Source organism: Pseudomonas sp. p50(2008), from assembly GCF_015351605.1.
In the GTDB taxonomy this organism is placed as follows: domain Bacteria; phylum Pseudomonadota; class Gammaproteobacteria; order Pseudomonadales; family Pseudomonadaceae; genus Aquipseudomonas.
Genome location: NZ_JACMYF010000003.1, coordinates 1 through 19,789 on the forward strand (window position 1 = coordinate 1; position 19,789 = coordinate 19,789).

The following is a 19,789-nucleotide window of genomic DNA, read 5'->3' on the forward strand; positions in this document are numbered from 1 at the left end:
CAGGCTGAAGCCTTGGGCATGACTGATTTGAATGGTGGCGCGCTCTTCAACGCTGAGTTCGGTATAAGACATAGGGGCAGCACCGTACCGGAAAGGTCAGGTGTTGCACTCAGTTTTTGCCGCCGCCATGCCTTTTAATGAATGAGGCGTCGAATGAGTGGATTGCGAATAGGTGGAGCAATGCCCGAGCGCTGCTAGGCCGGGCCCTTCAGTTGGCTACATCTGAGCCGGAGTTGGATGTGCTTTATAAGAACTGGCTATCCGTGGAAAAACTTCATTCTGAACCGGACGCATAGCGCCTTAAATTACATTTCTTAAATTCACTGGTCGAATAGATGAAAGCAAGGATCAGCGCTCGCCGATTCTTGTGGCAACCAATCTCATCGTGGTACACCACGACAAGATCAATGGTGTGTAACGTTCATCTACGTAGCCCATTGAGAGTGGCCGCAGTGGTTCAGCATGAAGGCCGATTCACTCATGCATTCGTAGACTCTCCGAATGACAGCTTTTGGCCGATTGTGTTGAAAAAGTCGGCTTTCCCGAAACACTCGAGTATTGATGGATGAAAACACCTCAGTTGCACGCGGCTACGTGAACTCCGAGTCCTGAACGCTCTGCCAAAAATTCAGATTTCAATCTCAGGCGCGTACTTTTCTCGCGCGGAATTCGAAGCCGACTTTTTCAACAGAATCGGCCGGTTTCAGTCCTTCGCGACAGGCAGAAAGCGGCGAAAATCGGTCATCAACTATCAGATAGCTGGAGTCTTCGGCTAAAGCTACTCTGAAATCCATCTGCCCCGGAGCACTGCGTCCAGCATTATTGTTGCGACACTAATGACCATTTTCTCAACTGCCACGGACCCGCATTTGGTTCTAAAGAGCCAACCCCTCGAGCCTTGGCTGTAAAGTAATGCTGAGTCAGCAACTCTAGACGTACTACCTGACCAACTGATACATAGGATGGCTTTTTGAGATTATCGTAAACAGAAAGGCAGTCGGGATGCGTGAAAACGAGACTCACGACTAGCGACTAAGGGTAGCTATTGAATCAATGCCAGATTGACCTAGCAAAGACGCCGAATGGGGCCAACGGGCGAGAGATTGCGCACAAGAGCCTGGCGGTGGAACTCAGCGAGCGGGATCGCGCAGAACTTCATGTACACATGAACGGAGCCATTCCAGTTTCGACTATTCAAGACATCTTTGCGGACGAATTAACAGAGCTGCCGTCTGGCTTCCTGATTGAGCGGGACATGTTGCGACACACACCGTGTCAGTCGTTGGCGTCATACCTAACCCCTTGGCAGGTGTTGCGGCTCTTCCCCAAAAAACACGAGAACCTGGATCGCCTTTCCTTGGCAGTCGTTGCGAGCCTCGCGCAGAACAACGTGCGCTTTGTAGAACTCCGAAGCAGCGTTTTGTACCTTGCCGCTCTGCAAAATTGCTCGCCCGCTCAAGCCTTGGAGCGCCTTTTAGAATCGTCTAGAACTGCATCTGACCGCTTCGGTATGCGTCTCGGCTTGGTTCTCACGGTGACACGTGGCGATTACAGTTCGGTTGGCCTGTCCACACTTCTACAGGCCTACCAAGATCTCGGTGAACCGGATGATGTGGTGGGGCTTGATCTGGCGGGCGATGAGGAAATTGCGTATCCAGCCGAATTACCGTCGCTATTTCGGAAGGCGAAGGATCGATTCGGACTCGGGATCACCATCCATGCGGGCGAAACTGGTCGCGTGGAAAACGTTCGGTCAGCCGTGGAGTTGTTTGGCGCAGATCGTATTGGCCATGGAACAGCTGCTAGCAAGGACCCTCACCTGCTAGATCTCTTGGCAAGACAGGATATCTGCATCGAAGTATGCCCAATCAGTAACAGGCTCACCGGAGCTGTTCCTGTCGACGAGGCGCATCCTCTGTTGGAGTTTCGGCGTCACCAGGTCCCTTTTGTAATTTGCTCGGACAACCCAGCGATTCATCAGCGAGGCCTAGCAGATGATCATGCGACGGCGATGACCGAGGGACTCTCCGCCAGTGATATTTCCGAACAGTTCGACGTCGCCAAGCGGTACTCATTCATAGAGGGTTTAAATTGAAAATCCGATTCATGTCCGGAAATCAGCACAAGGTCAACGAGGTGCAGCGAATTCTTGCCCCTGTCGGAGTGGAAGTCGTGTCGGTGTCACGGAAAATTGAAGAGCTGCAAACCGAGGATGTCCACCGCTTGGTGCGGGACAAGTTGACCAAGGCATTTGAGGCTATAGGTCGCCCGCTTTTCGTCGAGCACACAGGGCTCTACCTGAGCGGTCTCAGTGGGCTTCCTGCGGGTCTGACCCAGATATTCTGGGACAAGCTGGAGGCAGATCGATTCGTTAAGCTTGTAGCGGGTCTCGAAGATGCCGCAGTGACCGCAAAAACAGTGCTCGGGTATTGTGATGGGCGCCAGATTCGCCTGTTCGAAGGCTCCATCGAGGGAACTGTGCCTCTTGTACCGGCCGGTCCAACTGACTTTCAATGGGACTGCGTTTTCGTCCCGAACGGGCACACCCAAACTTTCGCTGAGATGGGACCGGCCAAGGACGCTATTTCCATGCGCCGCAAAGCTCTCGACCAGTTCGCCGAATATCTCAAAACTTGTGAGGGCGTAAGATGAACGCTGAGTTGCTACGCGCGCACCGCACCGGCAAGCTGATGCTTTTTGTAGGTGCAGGGGTGTCTGCCAATCTAAGCCTGCCTACTTGGGGCGAGCTTATCGCACGCATCGCTCAGGACCTGGGATACGATCCGAAAATCTTCTCCACTTACGGAACACCGCTTGCACTTGCGGAGTACTACAAGAGGAAGAAAGGTACTCTTGGGCCGCTTCGGAGCTGGATGGATCGCGAATGGCACAAACCCAGTACAGATATCTCCACGTCTGAAATCCATCGACTGATTACCCTCGGACGATTTTCACGGATCTACACCACCAACTACGATCGATGGCTGGAAATGGCCCACGACAAGTTCGAGGTGCCATACGATAAGATCGCAAGCGTTGCCGACCTCGTATCTGCCACTGAGGGCCGGCGTCAGATCATAAAATTCCATGGGGACTTCGATGACGAGACATCAATCGTTCTCGACGAAACCAGTTACTTTCAGCGATTGAATTATGACTCTCCGCTGGACATCAAGCTCAGCAACGATGTCTTGGGGAACTCTGTTCTCTTCATCGGATACAGCATTTCGGACATCAACATTCGACTTCTGTTTTATCGACTGACGGAGATGTGGGGGCGCTCGCTGCTGCCATCTGCCAGACCAAAGTCCTACGTCTTCACGAATCGACCGAACCCTGTTGCACAGGAAGTGCTGGGTCAGTGGGGAATCGAGATGATTGTTTCGGAAGAGGACGATCCAAAGAAAGCGCTCACGGATTTTCTTCAGGAATTGGTGAGCTAAGAAACCTGCTCGGTCGCGATCTCAGGGGTTAACACTTATCCCACATGGCGGTGCCGGGCTCGCGAGTGGCAGGTTTGGGTCGGTTGTTGCCCTTCGTGACGGACAGCAATCGGCCGATTCTGTTGAAAAAGTCGGCTTCGAATTCCACTCCAGAAATGTACGCGTCTGAGATTGAAATCTGAGTTTTTGGCAGAAGGTTCAGGACTCGGAGTTCACGTAGCAGCGTGCAACAGAGGTGTTCTCATCCATCAATATTCGAGTGTTTTGGGAAACCGACTTTTTCAACACAATCGGCCAAAAGCGGACGGAGGATTACCGTAGGCGGCTCTAGATCATTCAGCTTCTACAATCCGGGTCAGTCACGGCGCTGACTAGAGACGTCATGCGAAAGACGACGCACACGCAAACCGCAGTGGCGCACTGGTTTCTAACTATCAAGTCTTTTCGCAGGGGCAACACGCAAGCAGCTTCAAGCCTGCGCAGCGATACTGGCTTTGCTTTCGAACATGGCGGTGTCGGCCTTGAAAATCAGATCGTCCAGGCCTTCGCCATCTTCCGGATACCACGCCACCCCTAGGCTGGCGCTGACCTTGATCTGGCTGTTTTTCCATGGAATGGGCAGGTCGACGGCCTTGCAGATTTCATGGGTGATGCGCTGGATATCGCCTCTGTGATGCGCGCCGTCGAGCAGCACTACGAATTCGTCACCGCCCATGCGCGCGGCTATTTCGAACTCGCGAATATTGGATTTGATGGCCGTGCCTACGTGGATCAGGATGGCATCGCCTGCCTGGTGGCCAAAACGATCATTGATCTGCTTGAAGTGATTCAAGTCGATATAGCACAGGGCCAGATGTTCTCCGCGGCTCTTTGCAGCCAGCAGCTTCTGACTAGCAAAGGGAATAAAACTATTGCGATTGGGTAAGCCAGTCAGGCTGTCATAGAAGGCCAGCTTATGTACTTCCTCTTCGGCGAGTTTGCGCAACTTGATCTCGTTGCGCAGATGGCGCTGGGCATTCAACAGAACCAGAGCGAACATCAGGACAAGCACACAGCCGATACTGATCAGCAAAATGGTCTTGCGCAGCCGCTCGATGAGCTGTGGTGGGTTGGGATCGTAAATGAAGTTTTCCAGACCTGCGATATTATCGACCATACCCAGTTCGAGGAAGGTTTCAGCCATACGTTGCCAGCGCCCTGGGTTCATATGACCGATCTCGATCAGGTCAGATATCACCAGCGGACGCATGGCCTGAGCTTCGAATTGCAAGTGCGCGCGAGTTTTCTCCACCGAGTACTGATTGAGCAGCAGGTCTATGATTTGCTCGGGGTTATCCATCGCGTAGCGCCAGCCGCGCAGTGTAGCGCGGCGGAAGGCCTCAACCCGCTGTGGATGTTCGTCAATCTCGGCCTGGCTGGTAAACAGGACGTCGCTGTAGAAGTCGATCCCGTAGGTGACGGGCGAGATGATGTTGTATTCCACGCCCCGCTCTTGCAGGTAGAAGGGCTCGTTGGTCAGGTACGAGTTGAACGCCGTCACTTTACCGCTGGCTAGATCCCCAATTTGATAACTGCTGGGTAGCAGTTGTAGTTTTTCGAAGGGTATACCCTCGCTACGGAACATCGCCAGAAAATCGGCATCGGTCTGTGCATCCATCAGCATCAACGGCTTGCCGATCAGGTCGTGCACAGTTCGAACACCTTGGTCTGTACGAGCCACGAGCACGGAAGGTGAATGCTGAAAAATTACCGCCAGCGCTACCAAGGGTTTTCCATGCAGACGTGCGTAGAGCAATTCACTATTGGCTTCGCCGTATTGGGCACGCCCAGAGAGCACTTCTTCGACCGGTGTGACATGGGGGCCACCTTCGTGCAAGCGCACATCCAGTCCTTCTTCGCGGTAATAGCCCTTTGCGATGGCGGCATAGTAGCCCGCGAACTGGAACTGATGTTTCCAACGTAGCTGGACATCAATCACCTGTTCGGCGCCATTCTGTTGAGGGCCAGGACCCGCCCACGCAGCCTGACCCCAGACCAGCACAAAACACAGCAGTCGACGCAGCCGAACCAGGAGAAGTCTCTTCGGCGGGCCTGGCGTGTTAGAACAGCAACAGAGGCTAGGCATGGTGATAGTCCGTGAATCGCGCTTATCGTTGAGCGTGCAAAGCGTGGCGCATCATTGTGACATCACTCATGCGGGGCCAGCAATCGCGCGCCACGATAACCAAAGCGGCCGTTATCCTCGCTTGCGGCGTGGTTGGCGTTTGCTTCCCTACAACAGCTAACGGCCAGAAGCTGTCCGTTGCGCGTGCATCCGCGTAGGATATCGGTTCACTGTATAAGGCAAAAGTGGGCCAAACGTACGATGAACGAGTCATTTCGGACGATTGTAAAATGCCAAGATCCTGGCGATGGCAGCGGGGACATCATCATAGATCTTCCTCCTAATGTCCTTACAGCACTGAACCTCGGTCTTGGTGACTTGCTGAATATCGAATTGGTTGGTGGTGTGATAGTGCTAAAGCCGATCCGCGATGCCGACACGGAATCTTAAGGCCGCTCTCGGCCGAGGCTGTGTAAAAACGTTTTCGAACGCGACAGGTACTCAAAACCGGACTAAAAATCGCGCATCTGAGCGAAATCCACATCAGCTGACGTACCGATAAATTTCAGATTTAACGTAGGCGCGCGCACTTCATTTTTGACGAAGCGTTTTTTCACACTCTGGGTCGATTGCCGCCCTTCGTGAGAGAAAGCTACAGGGCGACGGCTGTCGTTGGACGCTGGCCGTTTTCCACCCAAGCGGTCATGCGATGTCGACCAACCCTCGCAGCATCTCCACCAGGTACGGTCGGCTGTATCGTTCAGACGGGGCTATGTGGTCCGAGTCCCCCAAGTGCTGATACTCTCCCTCATCAATAGCCAGATAGATATTGAATGCTGGCTGTGGCATCACCTCCTCCATACCTACATCGAAAATGGCAGTGAACAGACCGTTCATTATGTCATCGCCAACCGCATATGGCATTTCACCCAGAACGAATCGTCGGGCAACTTCGATCGAGAGGGCATTCAGGAGTTCGACCGGGCGCAGCCCCAGATTTAAGCAGTAAACCGATAAGCCGGTTAGTTCTAGCCCGCTCTCTTGTGCCTTGCTCAGCAGGACCTCGACTTCAGTGTGGGGTATTGCTTTGATCATCGGCGCCCTGGCCCTGGCTGATTTTAGTGAGCAGCTGTATGACATACTGCTGAACGTGATGGTGCTGTTCGGCCAACTCCAGTACCTTGTCCCCAATGAGCCGCCCAGATCGCTGGAAGCCGTGAGCACGAGCGATCCGCTAGACCAAAAGAGCTTCAGGAGTTGGCGCTTTTATTGGCGAAGCACATCGTCGATGATCTAACGGAGTATTGGAGGTGCACCCAGGCACGTGAAAACGGTCGGCTTGGATCATAACCGTACGGCCCCATTCCGCAGCACTCAATGCGTCGCGAACGTCCCAGGCACGATCCAAGTGCTTGAGCACTTCAACTTTTGATGCCTTGCAGTGGAATAGCGGTATATCACTTATCCCTCTTCCATCATCTCCGAACGAAGTGCAAAATACGCATCTAGCGCCTCCTGAACGAAGACTCTCACAGTCTCCCACTCTATGACCCCCATGAATTCTTCAGGGATGTCCAGTCCTTGGGTTTCGATAACATCATCAACGGTTGCATCGATAGGTATCGAATCTGGCAGTTCCACAACTAGGTAGTCCGCAACGTCACGAGCATTCCATCCTCTATCAGCAAGAACCTCCAGACAATCATCCAAACTTTTACCAGCAAACAAATAACTCATATTACTACCGCCCAAAATAATAAACCAAACAACAAACTATCAAACACAGGGGACTATTTACAACAAAAAATATTTAAATTTTATCATGACTGCCGTCGATGCGAGTTACCCCACATACCTAATAGACTAAGCTCAACAATAATGCTCGGCTTTCACGAATGAGCCGCTACGACTCCATAATAAGCAAATTGAGCCAAACGCTACGCAAATGCACCCAAAGGAGAATTGCGTTACCAATTCTGTATAGGGCATGTGATCGCCTATGCACGAAGCGCCCGCGCATTAATGAAGACACAGTAATCACTTCCCCCTCTTTTGGAAACTGATGAACAAGCTTCATACGCCCTTGCCAATTCTCCCGTCTATCCCCCACCCTGTTGCACAAGCGCTCGAATATTCATGGGAGAAAAATACCTCTTTTTTCACGCTGATACGTGAAATCCGAGCCCTGAACCTTCTTCCTAACACTAAGATTTCAATCTCATGCGCGTACTTTTCTGCCGTGGAATTCGAAGCCGACTGTTTTCAACAGAGTCGGCCAGAAGCAACTGCTTGTTATCCCTCAACGTAAACATAACCTTTCCTATCTTCAGGGGGATCATTTCTTTACTGGGACAATTGCTCCTCTCCCTCGTGGACGCGATGCCCGATGGGCCCCTTAAGGACATCATTGATGCCGCCCCATTAGAGCGGTGACAGTTTAGTTTGTCATCGCCGTAAGCATCGCACAGCGCTTGAGAAAGCGGCTTCCCCGACATGCTATTGGCAGAGAGTTTCGTCATGCACTGAGAGAGCGCGCAAATCAGTGAATCTGTTTCTCCTGAAAGTTTTTCCAGACTTATTCGACAAGATCCAAGCGTACATGTAGTCACTCATTTGCTTGAATTTCTCCGGATCCAATACGTATACGTTTTTTGTACTACGTCTCTTGGAGAGGCCTAACGATGCGAGAAAGTTAGAGATCAGTGCATGCTCTGCTCTTGGTGTATGAGCAGGGATATACCTTTTAGTCAGTCCCAAGCCCAAAAAGGCTGATCGATTAGCGCGAATCAATTCACAAGCACGAGAGACCTCGGACATTTGAATCACCCCATCATTAGCTACATTACAGATTAGATCCATAACCGAGCGAATATTAATTCGTCGTTGATAGATGTATTTCTTAGAGCCCCATTCAGTTTCAACTACCTGTTGAACAAAATAGTGGAATTCCTCGTCATTCAGAAGCCAAGCTGCCGCATTGCAAATCTTGTCTCTCCAACCACTAGAGAAAATGAAGTCGACATCTGAAGACCTCATGCACCCTAGAGGCATCTTAGTACAATGCATAAATTCAGCGACCCTTGGTTCCATGCCCCCCTCGTCACTCAGATACGGGGGAGTGTCGAGCCTCCGGTCTAACCCAAGCATTTCAATTACTTTTTGTTTCTCAGCAAAAGACAGCAAGTATTTGGTAATTTTGACATCTTCGGTAATAGACTGGTTAGGTACGCCGCCCATATTAGAAATTTCAAAACCAGCCACTTCTAAACTAATCGCCAGCCACTGATGAAAATTGTTGAATTCGAGCGCCAACTTATGTTCAGTTTTAGAGCAAAAATCCGCAAAGGAGATATCAGAACTTGAAATTCGACTCCTCCAGTATTCGAGCGAAGTCTCTCGATAGCTGAAAGGTTTATCAGCTCCTATAACGAGCTTTTGAGCAGTTCGATCCCGACGAGTCATTTGTCTAGCCTCATCTACCCCAACGACCCTAAAAAACATGAAAAAATGATATTTAAAGTAACGTCTTGTAATACTGATCGCAGACTGCATTGCCGGAGTGTAAATTATCACATCATAATTTTGAATTTCATTATCTGGATTGGCAAAGAATTTTTTCACCTCGGGGTTGCCAAGAGTATGCTTTGTAACAAGCAAAACCTTCCGTCTCTTGTTTGTGGCGATCTTAGCTTGTAACTCTGCTTCTCTTCGGCTGTCTACGCCTATCAATATGGGATCAAACGTCTCATGGGCAACCATGATTGCCTCCCTGACCTGGCCGATCAAACCGTACTCAACGGTTCCACGGGGAAGGCTGTAATCTTCTGAAAGATAGTTCACCTCTCGGCCAATACGCTTCAATACATCCATCAGTTCATCATTTATGCAGGCATCTGTAAGAATGACTAGACGCGCTGAAGAAATAAGCTGGATTAGAGACGTCCATACTTCATCATGTTCTCCCTGAAAATCCTTGTTAGCTACATGACGAAAAACCTGAGCGACCTCATCAATAACTAGCACATCGGTACGAGCTAAATGAGCCTGAAACCTAAGCTGAGCACACCTGTTTACTATGAGAGACAGCCCATTTAGTTTGTCTTCATCCCTAGATATTTCTGGATCGGTACAAAGTTTCAGGGCACCACTAAATGTCAAACTCTCTAATATAGAATGTCGATGTGTTATGAAAGACGATTTCTCCTCATGCTTGTTAGCCAAATCCACGATTCTAGACACAAATGCCGATGTTTTACCTCGCCCCATCTCCAGGTTAAGAACAAATACCCCACCTGAGATATATGCAGACTCAGCATCATCAGCCAGCACCTTGGTCACAGATGCTAGGCTAAGGTCAGTCCCTAGTTTTTTGGATACAACTCCTTGCAGCTTAATACGCCTAGTAGCGAAAAACTCATCATAAATTTTCGCACTCGCCCGTTCAAAAGTAGCAATAGCTCTGGGCTCATCGTTAGGAAATACTTTACGCACCCTCTCCAACGCGGATCGCTTTGAGAGAGTTCCTGGTACCGATCGGGCCATAAGATTTATGTATCTTTCAGCATTCACGGCATAACCTTCTCGGAGAGCAAGTTCGCCCAAGTCAAAATCAATCGCGCTAGACAATGCTTTAAATATTAAATCATCCCCTCCCAACTTGATGAGAATCCCCACCCGCGCGGCACGGGCCACCTCCATCAATTCCTCATAGTTTTTTCTGCCGACATGAACCAATGTTGATACACCCGGCAGATCGCTTTCCGAATAATACCGCACCACCTCAGAAACCCTGTCGCCATCCGTCACTGCAACATTGTATTTACCAAGATAATCAGCGGCAGCATCTTGACCCACCACTACCAAATACTCGCTGCACGCACGATAAAATCTGTGCTCGGCTTTATAGCCCTCAAGAACAACCTTCATTAAATCACCTAATTTTTATTATTATTTTGCAGATGAGTTCCGCTAGAACAAAATAATCATATCACACGAATTTAGTAATTTCATGACAACGAAATAAAAACATGAAAAATTTTGTAGATATTAAAAAATATTAACTAATACTAATAAAACTTTTTGATTAGCTCTTTGTAGTCCCAAAAATCCATACTCCCAAAGCGGACGCGTCCGACATAGCAACGATCGCATGGCTCGATGCTTAAGGAATTGCTAGGCTATGATTCGGCTGCAATGGGTCACTGTACGGTCTGAATATCGTGCAGGTATAGCTCACAGATCCGATTGGCCCTATCGGGCAACTGCCTTTAAAACGTTACGTTCATCGAGCACAAATACCCAGCCCTACCTTAAGGATCTCAGGCCAGTCAGTCGGATAGAGGCACCGCGACTTCGTCGCGAATGAACCCACCAGCTCGCAGTCATGGCGCCTTGCTCGCAAGTGACGCCGTCGCACTAGGCCTGAGAAATATCACTTCCCGGCCATCTCTAAAGAATGCCTCCCACGAAGTGAGTGCACGACCTTACAGACCTCAACAACATGACTCGGATCGAGGGACCGCGGCGTCGTCGCGAATGAAACCACCAGTTCACAGCCGTGCGCCTTGGTCGCATCTGACGCCGCTGGAGCACCTTTGAAAAATATCACTTCTCCGTCATCGCTATAGAATGCCTGCCACGAAGTGAGAGCACCACGTTACAGACCTGAACAAGATCACTCGGACCGAGGGACCGCGGCTTCGTCGCGAATGAAACCACCGGTTCACAGCCGTGGCGCCCTGGTCGCATCTGACGCCGTACGAGCACCCCAGAGAAATATCAGATTCCCGTCGCCTCTATAGAACGTATACGGCAGTGTGAGAGCAATCGTTAGGCATTTGGAGGCGCACTCTCACCAACCAGCCCCTCCGGCCCAGAGAGAGGCTGATGCGAGATTCGGAAATGGCGTTATGAATTACCCTTTAGGCCCAGACCCGCAGCTGCAATCACCCAAGATTCCCATTCACCAACCACCTGACTTTGATCACACTAGCAGAAGGCGCTGAGAGAGTGCCTACCACTTCAACTGGACGACCCCAGCGAGATGTGACGCCCCAAGCCGCAACCACTCCTACAAGACGTCAAAGCGCGCAGATAAGTCCTTCCCCCCCCTACAACCCGACATATCACCAACAGATATATTAAGAAGCGGTAGCTGCGCTTCGCGCCCTAACTCAGATGTCGGCACGGCATGGATACTCAGATATGAGCTTAGGAACGCTTTAGTGCTCTCCTGAGCCCACCGCTGGCCTGCACTCACGCAGAAGCTTCAAGAGCATCTAACGCGCTACCGGATGGACATCCCCCCCTAGATAGCCTGCACTTCATACGTCGAGGATCTTAGAGGTTCGGATTACAGCTAGAGGGCCAAAGCACCGTGTGCGGATCGACTGCGCACTCAGCCACCGCCCTACCAAAGCGTCTTGCTGTGGAATCGGAATAAAATTTTATCAAAAAAATGCGTCACCTTTGAGTGATTAAAGCGCACAGCGGTTGCTGTATCCCTAGCAATGACAGCCAGGAGGGTTAACCATGCTGACAACTAAAAGCATGATGTTATAAATCTTACAGAGTACTAACTCCTATTGAAGATGCGATAGCACCACCCTAGCGCCAACTGACCACCAGACAGAAATCAATGTTATAATAATACAAAACAACAAAAGACTATAAATCATGACTGAACTAAAATTAATTAATTCACTTCCCCAAAATTATAAGCTTGTCAGTGAAGCGTGTGCCGCTGAAATGTTAAGCAGAAGTGTTGGTACTTTAAAAAACTGGAGATCAAAGGGTTGCTACCAGTTGTTATTACCCGCATTCGCCTCCCGCGATGGAGTTAAGTATCTTGTTTCCGACGTCCATCGCTTCAGGGACGCACGTCCACGCAAAACCCATTTGTATCCGAGGATTCTGATCCTGCTAGAGGCTTCTTGCCCTACAGATATTCAACCTGACGCCAAATTGAGCGCTAAGGAGTTTTCAGTGCTGTGTAAAGTCAGCCCATCCTCGATAGCAGTTTGGCAATGGACACGTAAGTATGCGGACGTGCTTCCATTTTCTGGAAGTGGCTTATCAGCAACTTATTCCGGGCACGAAATATTAGCCTTCATCGATGCTGGTAGAAAATACTGGAATACTCAGTCAGAACTCAGAAACAAGCCTTACAAATTGCGCCACTCGGGCAGTAGCTCTTTCAAGCAAAACCGAGCCTAGGCGTTCCAAACTAAACTATTCGTAGACTTCCTGCTCGCCATAGGACAACCAATTGATAATTTAAAACTTGGGCCCGCCTCACCAGAGGAAGCTACAAAGGTTTGCTTTGGTATAAGTGGCCGAAGCGGCTGGATTTCCCAGCAGCGCGATTGCCTGATTTGAGCACACGGGATGCAAATGTGACAGTGAGCCAGTCAACAGGTACGAGGCCGGGACGTGCGTAAAGAAACAGCGGCCGCCGACAAATACATTTTGAACCACATCCAAAGCATCTCCCCCCCCCACTAGAGAGACTCCGCGGAGCTTGGCAGATCACCACGCCGATTTTCTTTTCGGATGCAGCCTAGCGTCATCGGCCCCCAGAGAAACACATAGAAAGCAGAAGAAGTGAGGGCTTAAACATCATGCGCCTCCGCTGGCTTCATTCTGTGTAAGCAAGTCGCGATAGCAGCCGAGTGTAATAGGAGAGCCCATGGTACGGTTTTGAAGCATTACCGACACTGGTGGCTCGGTTGCATGACCTCTTTCAGCGCACCGCCACTCATCAGCGTGCAGTCACCGAACCAGCCTTGACGAATGGTAGCTATGAAAATCAGGCACATTCTTACAGACGAAAAAAAGCCCGATCACGGGATCGGGCTTTTTAATTAGTGGGATCATTGTGGGATCACCACAAAATTCGTTCCCTTCTCAAAAGTCTGAAAAATATCAAACCCTCAATAAATAATGGCGGAGAGATAGGGATTCGAACCCTAGGTACCGGTGAAGGTACAACGGATTTCGAATCCGTCCCATTCGGCCACTCTGGCATCTCTCCAACGGCGCGCATCATAACAACACTTTTGCCGGAAGCGAACCCCCTAAGCGAAATATTTCTGTGCTATCAGATGCTTGCGTCGATTACAGCGGTACGCCCAGACGGTTGGCGACTTCTTCGTAGGCTTCGATGACGTCACCGAGGCCCTGACGGAAGCGGTCCTTGTCCATTTTCTTGCCGGTGGCCTTGTCCCACAGGCGGCAGCCGTCCGGGCTGAATTCGTCGCCCAGGACGATGGAGCCGTCGCTGAATACGCCGAATTCGAGTTTGAAATCGACCAGCAGCAGGCCGGCGTCGTCGAACAGTTTGTTCAGGACTTCGTTGACCTTGAGCGACAGTTCTTTCATGCGAGCCAGTTGCTCGGCGGTGCCCCAACCGAATGCCACGACGTGGGATTCGTTGATGAACGGGTCGCCCTTGGCGTCGTCCTTCAGGAACAGTTCGAAGGTGTAAGGGTTGAGCTTCATGCCTTCTTCGACGCCCAGGCGCTTGACCAGGCTGCCAGCGGCGTAGTTACGCACGACGCACTCGACCGGGATCATGTCGAGTTTTTTCACCAGGCATTCGTTGTCGCCCAGCAGTTTGTCGAATTGAGTCGGCACGCCGGCGGCTTCGAGTTTCTGCATGATGAAGGCGTTGAACTTGTTGTTCACCATGCCTTTGCGGTCGAGCTGTTCGATGCGCTTGCCGTCGAACGCCGAGGTGTCGTTGCGAAACAGCAGGATCAAGCGGTCAGCGTCGTCGGTTTTGAAAACCGATTTGGCTTTGCCGCGGTAGAGTTCTTCACGTTTTTCCATGATGGGCTCCGCTTGCTAAGTAGGTGGGCTAGGCGATATGTCGCCAGTCGAGCCCTGAATCTTGATCGGCCAGTTGCAGCCAGTCCGGATCGCACCCGAGGGTGTCGACAAAACATTGCCGGGCCAGCTGCGGCAGGTTGTTCTTGCTGCTCAGATGGGCCAGGACCAGGTGTTGCAGGCCTTGCCAGCCCAACTCGGACACCAGGAATGCCGCCTGGTGGTTGTTCAAATGTCCCAATTCCCCGCCTACCCGCTGCTTGAGAAAGTACGGGTAGTGACCGCGAGCCAGCATGTCACGGCAATGGTTGGACTCGATCATCAACGCATCGAGGTCCCGATAGCCGTCCAGCACTTTGTTGCAGTATGAGCCCAGGTCGGTCAACAGGCCGAAGCGCCGCTCACCATCGCTGAAGACGTACTGCGTCGGCTCCTGTGCATCGTGGGCCACGGCAATGACGCCGATGTTCAGAGCGCCGATCTGCAGTTGCTCGCCGCCAGCCAGAAGGCCCGCAGGTTCAATCGGTTTGCGCATCCCGCGCAGGGTGCCGCGACTGAGGTAGACAGGCAGATTGTAACGCCGAGACAGTAAACCCACGCCATGCACGTGGTCGGCATGTTCGTGGGTTACGAGTATCGCGCTCAGTTGCGCCGGGTTTACACCCAGGCGCAACAGGCGTTTTTCGGTTTCCCGAAGAGAGAAACCACAATCCACCAGCACATACGTGTCAGCGCTGGCGATCAGCGTGCCGTTCCCTTGGCTACCGCTGCCGAGAACGGCAAAACGCATGTGATCAGCCCAAGTTGTCCTGAATAACGCTCAACACTTTGCGCGCAACCTCTGCAGGCGCGACGGTGTTGATGTTCTTCTCGACGGTGACCTGGACGTTCTCGCCAACCTTGCTCAGGCGAACCTGATAACGCTCGGCACGGGCTTCAACTTCTTCCTTGCTCGGCGCACTGCCAAACAGGCTGCTGAAGAAGCCAGGCTTGTCGTCCTTCTTCTCGGCCTTTTCAGACAAGTTGATGTAGTACAGGCCCAGGCTGCGGTTGATGTCTTCAACGCGCCATTCGCCCTGTTCCAGCGCACGGCCGACGCTCGACCAGGCGCGATCCAGGTCAGGACCCACGTTCAGTACCGGGTTGCCGCTACCGTCTTCGCTCAGGCTGACGCGGTTAGGGGTATCGAAATCACGGGAGGCCAGCATGGAGACGGAGCCGCCCTTCTCGGAAATGCGGCTCATGCTCGCGAGCATGTCATCTACCAGAGCAGCGTCCAGCCCGGTGTTGACCGAACGGTTAGGGAAGTCTACGTCTGCGGTGCTGCCAGCAGGACGTTCGGCACTCACCACGTAGATTTCACTGGTGTTGCGCTGCACGCCTGGCTCGATGCGCACCCGCACGCGGGTTTCGCTGTCAGTGCTGACACCGGCGGCGCTCAGGCGCTTGGCCATGGCGGCGGACAGTTCGTCGGAGTGCTGCCAGGTGGTGGTGAATTCACCGGTTTGCGGGCGCTGTTCGTCCAGACGGAAACCGTTGTCCTGGAAGAATTGCACCGCCACTGGCCAAGCTTCGGCCGGTGGGTTCTGGGCAACGATCCAGCGCGTATCACCGCTCTTCTGCAGCGAGTAGGCGCTGGCATCAGCCGAGGCCGTCAGCGGTTGCGGGCGAGGAACGATGTATTCACCTTTGACGGTGTCATCTGCCACGTTGCGCGGGATCGGCAAGAGCGGATCCAGACGTTTGGCGGTGGTGACATCCGGCGGCAATTGCATCGGTGCAGTCTGTTGCGCTTCGAGGTAATCGCTACCACGGTCACGGAAATAACCTTCCGGGCCCCAGACCCATCCGCAGCCACTGGTGCTGGAGATGATCAAGGCAAGTGCGGAAAGTCCGGCCAATCGCTTCATGCGTAGTGCTTCCTCAATTAAACCAGGACGCCGGACTGGCGCATGGCCTGCCGCAGCGGTTCGTGACAGGCAGTGCTGAGCCAGGTGAGCGGCAGACGGATACCGTCCGGCATCAAGCCCATTTCATGCAGTGCCCATTTCACGGGAATAGGGTTGGATTCGATAAACAGCGCTTTATTGAGCGGCATCAGCTTTTCATGGATCGCACGGGCCGTGACGGCATCGCCTTTCAAGGCGGCGTTGCACAGGTCGGCCATGTCACGCGGGGCAACGTTGGCAGTAACGGAAATATTGCCCTTGCCGCCCAGCAGGATCAGCTCGACAGCCGTAGGATCGTCACCCGAAATCACCAGGAAGTCGTCGCTCACGCCGTCGATGATGGCTTTGGCACGCTTCAGGTCGCCGGTGGCTTCCTTGATACCGATGATGTTTTTCACGGTCGACAGGCGGATCACCGTCTCGGTCAGCATGTCGCATGCCGTGCGGCCTGGCACGTTGTACAGGATCTGCGGAATGTCGACGGCTTCGGCGATGGCTTTGAAGTGCTGGTACAGGCCTTCCTGGGTCGGCTTGTTGTAATACGGCGTCACCAGCAGGCAGGCATCGGCACCGGCAGACTTCGCATTGCTGGTCAGCTCGATGGCTTCGCGCGTGGAGTTGGCACCTGTGCCGGCGATCACCGGGATGCGCCCCGCAACCTGCTTCACCACGAAGCGAATCACTTCGATGTGCTCGTTCACGTCGAGGGTGGCCGATTCACCTGTAGTACCGACCGCCACGATGGCGTGGGTGCCGTTTTGCAGGTGAAAGTCCACCAGTTTGCTCAGGCTGTCCCAGTCGAGACGACCCTGTGCATCCATGGGTGTGACCAGTGCCACCATACTGCCCGCAATCATGCAACCGCTCCTGCCGGAAAAAGAGAGCGGTAATGGTACTGGCGCCAAGATGCTTGTACAAGCGAAGTACTGCGCTGCTGCCATTCCCCTTGGCGCTGCTTTTCGCTACCCTTCAGACTTTGATCGGTACTGATAAGCTCGTACGCCGTGTTTCAGCCTCCTTTTTCGGCATCACAAGCCCCGATCCAGCGTTGCCACCCTTCGCTCTTGCCACACTGGAGCACGTTGCAACCTGCCACTCGGGTTTTCTGAATTCGCATCCGCAGGCCCGTTTCCGGTAACAAGAGCCCATCGAAGTATCGACCGCTCATCGCTTTAGGAATGCTGCATGTCCACCCCCACAGTTCGCGAACAATTCCTTGTCATCAGTGCCCTCGGCGCCAACCCTATGGAGCTGACTAACGTCCTGTGCCGCGCCAGCCATGAAAATCGCTGCGCCGTGGTCACCTCTCGCCTGACGCGTCATGGCGAATGCAGCGCGTTGGTCCTCGAGATTTCCGGCAGCTGGGACGCCCTGGCGCGCCTGGAAGGCAGCCTGCCGAGCCTGGCCAAGAAGCACGCTTTCACCGTCAACGTGGTGCGCAGTGCGGCCCTGGAGAATCGTCCCCAGGCCCTGCCGTACGTCGCCTATGTCAGCTCGGCCTATCGCTCGGACATCATCAACGAGCTGTGCCAGTTCTTCATGGACCACAACGTCGAGCTGGAAAACCTGACCTGCGACACCTATCAAGCCCCTCAAACCGGCGGCACCATGCTCAATGCCACGTTTACCGTGACGTTGCCTGCCGGCGTGCAGATCAGCTGGTTGCGCGATCAGTTCCTGGATTTTGCCGACGCGCTGAACCTGGATGCCCTGATCGAACCGTGGCGCCCACAAAACCCAATGTAAGGAAGCTTTTCATGGCCGTTGCCATCGACCAACCGGTTGCCGACTTCGAAGCGCCTGCCACTAGCGGGCAGACCGTCAGCCTCGCCAGTCTCAAAGGCAAGCAGGTGGTGATCTACTTCTATCCGAAGGACAGCACGCCGGGTTGCACGACTCAGGGTCAAGGTTTTCGTGATCAGCTTGACGCGTTCAAGGCTGCCAACACTGAAGTGTTCGGCGTGTCCCGTGACAGCCTCAAATCCCATGAAAACTTCAAGGCCAAGCAAGCGTTCAACTTCGAGCTGATCAGCGACAAGGAAGAAGCCCTTTGCCAGCTGTTCGATGTGATCAAGCTGAAGAAGCTGTATGGCAAGGAATACATGGGTGTTGATCGCAGCACGTTCCTGATCGACAAGGATGGCGTGCTGCGTCAGGAATGGCGTGGCGTGAAAGTGCCGGGGCATGTGGACGCTGTTTTGGCGGCAGCTCAGGCGCTGAACAAGGGCTGAGTTTTGTGGCGTCCATCAGGGCGCCATCGCGGGCAAGCCTTGCTCCCACTGTTGACCGCGTTGGTCATTCAGACGCGAATCAATGTGGGAGCCACGGTGCGACGATTCGACCTGCTCGCGATGAGGCCCTCAGTTTCATTTACCGTTAAAGCAGCGGCGCCACCACCGGCTCCTTCCGAGGCCAGGCATCCAGCACAGCCTTGAACAGCGTCGCGAGCGGTATCGCAAAGAACACGCCCCAAAATCCCCACAGCCCGCCGAACAACAGCACCGCGCAAATGATTGCCACCGGGTGCAGGTTCACGGCTTCCGAGAACAGCAGCGGCACCAGTACGTTGCCGTCCAGGACCTGGATAATTCCGTAGACCGCCATCAAATAGATGAACTGATCGCTCCAGCCCCACTGGAACAGCGCAATCAGCAGTACCGGCACGGTCACCACCACAGCGCCGACGTACGGCACGACCACCGACACACCCACCAACAGCGCCAGCAACGCCGCATAGTTGAGTCCCAGAACAACGAAGCCGATGTAGGTCACGCCGCCGCAGATGAAGATCTCGATCACCTTGCCGCGAATGTAGTTGGCGATCTGCCGGTTCATTTCATGGGCGACACGAGTGATGAGCGCTCGCTCGCGAGGCAGATAGCCGCGCACCCACTGACCGATCATTTCCCGGTCCTTGAGAAAGAAAAACACCAGGATCGGCACCAGCACCAGGTAAATCATGATGTTCACCAGCAGCGGCAAGCTCGACAGGGAGAACGTCAGCGCCCACTGGCCGAAATTGCCGATCTCGCCTCGCGCCACTTCGATGGCCCGCAGCACTTGCTCATCGGATACCAGATGCGGGTAGCGCTCCGGCAGCAGCAATAGCAACGACTGCCATTTCGCTAGCATGCCCGGAAGCTCGTTGAACAGTGTGATCAGCTGATGCCAGAGCAACGGCAACACCACCACGATGAACACCAGCAACACACCCATGAACAGCGCGAACACCAATCCCACAGCCGCTCCACCTGGCACGCGCAAGCGTTCGAGGGTTACCACCAACCCTTGCATCAGGTACGCCAGCACCATGCCGGCCAGCACTGGCGCGAGCATGCCGCCCAGGGTCAATACAGCGGTGAACGCCAGAAACAGCAGGACCGCCAACACCACCGCTTCTTCGTCGGAAAAATAGCGCTGGATCCAGTCGCGTAACACTTTGAACATCAAAAATCCTTAGAAACGAA

16 protein-coding genes and 1 tRNA gene are annotated in these 19,789 nt (G+C 53.0%); 7 read left to right on the forward strand and 10 right to left on the reverse strand.

Annotated elements, in window-relative coordinates; genetic code table 11:
- Positions 1-1,123 precede the first annotated feature (1,123 nt).
- The 3 genes from H7698_RS08445 to H7698_RS08455 are packed head-to-tail and all read left to right on the forward strand — an operon-like array spanning position 1,124 to position 3,443.
- Complete coding sequence (locus tag H7698_RS08445; protein WP_271350911.1) at positions 1,124-2,095, forward strand: adenosine deaminase family protein; 972 nt, start codon at positions 1,124-1,126, stop codon at positions 2,093-2,095.
- A complete protein-coding gene (locus H7698_RS08450; protein WP_153336593.1) occupies positions 2,092-2,652 on the forward strand; it encodes a non-canonical purine NTP pyrophosphatase in 561 nt (186 codons plus the stop codon). The genes H7698_RS08445 and H7698_RS08450 overlap by 4 nt, the downstream gene beginning before the upstream one ends.
- A complete protein-coding gene (locus tag H7698_RS08455) occupies positions 2,649-3,443 on the forward strand; it encodes an SIR2 family protein (RefSeq protein WP_153336594.1) in 795 nt (264 codons plus the stop codon). Before H7698_RS08450 ends, H7698_RS08455 begins: the two co-directional genes overlap by 4 nt.
- A 469-nt stretch (positions 3,444-3,912) precedes the next feature.
- Here H7698_RS08455 and H7698_RS08460 read toward each other — a convergent pair whose 3' ends face one another.
- On the reverse strand, positions 3,913-5,421 hold the full coding sequence (locus H7698_RS08460; RefSeq protein WP_277783797.1) for a GGDEF domain-containing protein: 1,509 nt from the start codon (positions 5,419-5,421) through the stop codon (positions 3,913-3,915).
- A 387-nt stretch (positions 5,422-5,808) separates the two neighbouring features.
- Between H7698_RS08460 and H7698_RS31330 the strand changes: the two genes are divergently transcribed.
- Positions 5,809-5,997, forward strand: a complete 189-nt coding sequence (locus H7698_RS31330; protein WP_235992777.1) for an AbrB/MazE/SpoVT family DNA-binding domain-containing protein — start codon at positions 5,809-5,811, stop codon at positions 5,995-5,997.
- Between the two features lie 252 nt (positions 5,998-6,249).
- On the opposite strand, the gene H7698_RS08465 is transcribed toward H7698_RS31330, so the two are convergent.
- The 3 genes from H7698_RS08465 to H7698_RS08475 form a co-directional block, all read right to left on the reverse strand.
- Complete coding sequence (locus tag H7698_RS08465; protein WP_153336596.1) at positions 6,250-6,642, reverse strand: hypothetical protein; 393 nt, start codon at positions 6,640-6,642, stop codon at positions 6,250-6,252.
- A gap of 366 nt (positions 6,643-7,008) precedes the next feature.
- Complete coding sequence (locus H7698_RS08470; protein WP_153336598.1) at positions 7,009-7,284, reverse strand: hypothetical protein; 276 nt, start codon at positions 7,282-7,284, stop codon at positions 7,009-7,011.
- Between the two features lie 759 nt (positions 7,285-8,043).
- Positions 8,044-10,473 (reverse strand): hypothetical protein, encoded by a 2,430-nt coding sequence (locus H7698_RS08475; protein WP_153334266.1) that lies wholly within the window; start codon positions 10,471-10,473, stop codon positions 8,044-8,046.
- 1,749 nt (positions 10,474-12,222) lie between these two features.
- Between H7698_RS08475 and H7698_RS08480 the strand changes: the two genes are divergently transcribed.
- Positions 12,223-12,762, forward strand: coding sequence for a hypothetical protein (locus tag H7698_RS08480; protein WP_153334264.1), 540 nt, complete (start codon positions 12,223-12,225; stop codon positions 12,760-12,762).
- Positions 12,763-13,489: 727 nt separating this feature from the next.
- On the opposite strand, the gene H7698_RS08485 is transcribed toward H7698_RS08480, so the two are convergent.
- From H7698_RS08485 to dapA, 5 genes are all read right to left on the reverse strand, one after another.
- Positions 13,490-13,579: transfer RNA gene (locus H7698_RS08485), tRNA-Ser, on the reverse strand.
- An 83-nt stretch (positions 13,580-13,662) separates the two neighbouring features.
- Complete coding sequence (purC, locus tag H7698_RS08490; RefSeq protein WP_194691122.1) at positions 13,663-14,376, reverse strand: phosphoribosylaminoimidazolesuccinocarboxamide synthase; 714 nt, start codon at positions 14,374-14,376, stop codon at positions 13,663-13,665.
- A gap of 28 nt (positions 14,377-14,404) precedes the next feature.
- Complete coding sequence (locus H7698_RS08495; protein WP_194691123.1) at positions 14,405-15,163, reverse strand: MBL fold metallo-hydrolase; 759 nt, start codon at positions 15,161-15,163, stop codon at positions 14,405-14,407.
- Between the two features lie 4 nt (positions 15,164-15,167).
- Positions 15,168-16,283 carry an outer membrane protein assembly factor BamC gene (gene bamC / locus H7698_RS08500; RefSeq protein ID WP_162439470.1) on the reverse strand — a complete coding sequence of 372 codons (1,116 nt, stop codon included), beginning with the start codon at positions 16,281-16,283 and terminating at the stop codon, positions 15,168-15,170.
- Between the two features lie 17 nt (positions 16,284-16,300).
- Positions 16,301-17,179: a 4-hydroxy-tetrahydrodipicolinate synthase gene (dapA, locus tag H7698_RS08505; RefSeq protein WP_194691124.1), complete on the reverse strand. Its 879-nt coding sequence runs from the start codon at positions 17,177-17,179 to the stop codon at positions 16,301-16,303.
- A gap of 328 nt (positions 17,180-17,507) precedes the next feature.
- On the opposite strand from dapA, the gene H7698_RS08510 reads away from it, so the two are divergent.
- On the forward strand, positions 17,508-18,068 hold the full coding sequence (locus H7698_RS08510; protein WP_162439468.1) for a glycine cleavage system protein R: 561 nt from the start codon (positions 17,508-17,510) through the stop codon (positions 18,066-18,068).
- Positions 18,069-18,079: 11 nt separating this feature from the next.
- Positions 18,080-18,553 carry a peroxiredoxin gene (locus H7698_RS08515; protein WP_162439467.1) on the forward strand — a complete coding sequence of 158 codons (474 nt, stop codon included), beginning with the start codon at positions 18,080-18,082 and terminating at the stop codon, positions 18,551-18,553.
- A 145-nt stretch (positions 18,554-18,698) separates the two neighbouring features.
- On the opposite strand, the gene H7698_RS08520 is transcribed toward H7698_RS08515, so the two are convergent.
- Entirely contained in the window at positions 18,699-19,769 is a 1,071-nt protein-coding gene (locus tag H7698_RS08520; RefSeq protein ID WP_162439466.1) for an AI-2E family transporter, read from the reverse strand.
- Positions 19,770-19,789: the final 20 nt, after the last annotated feature.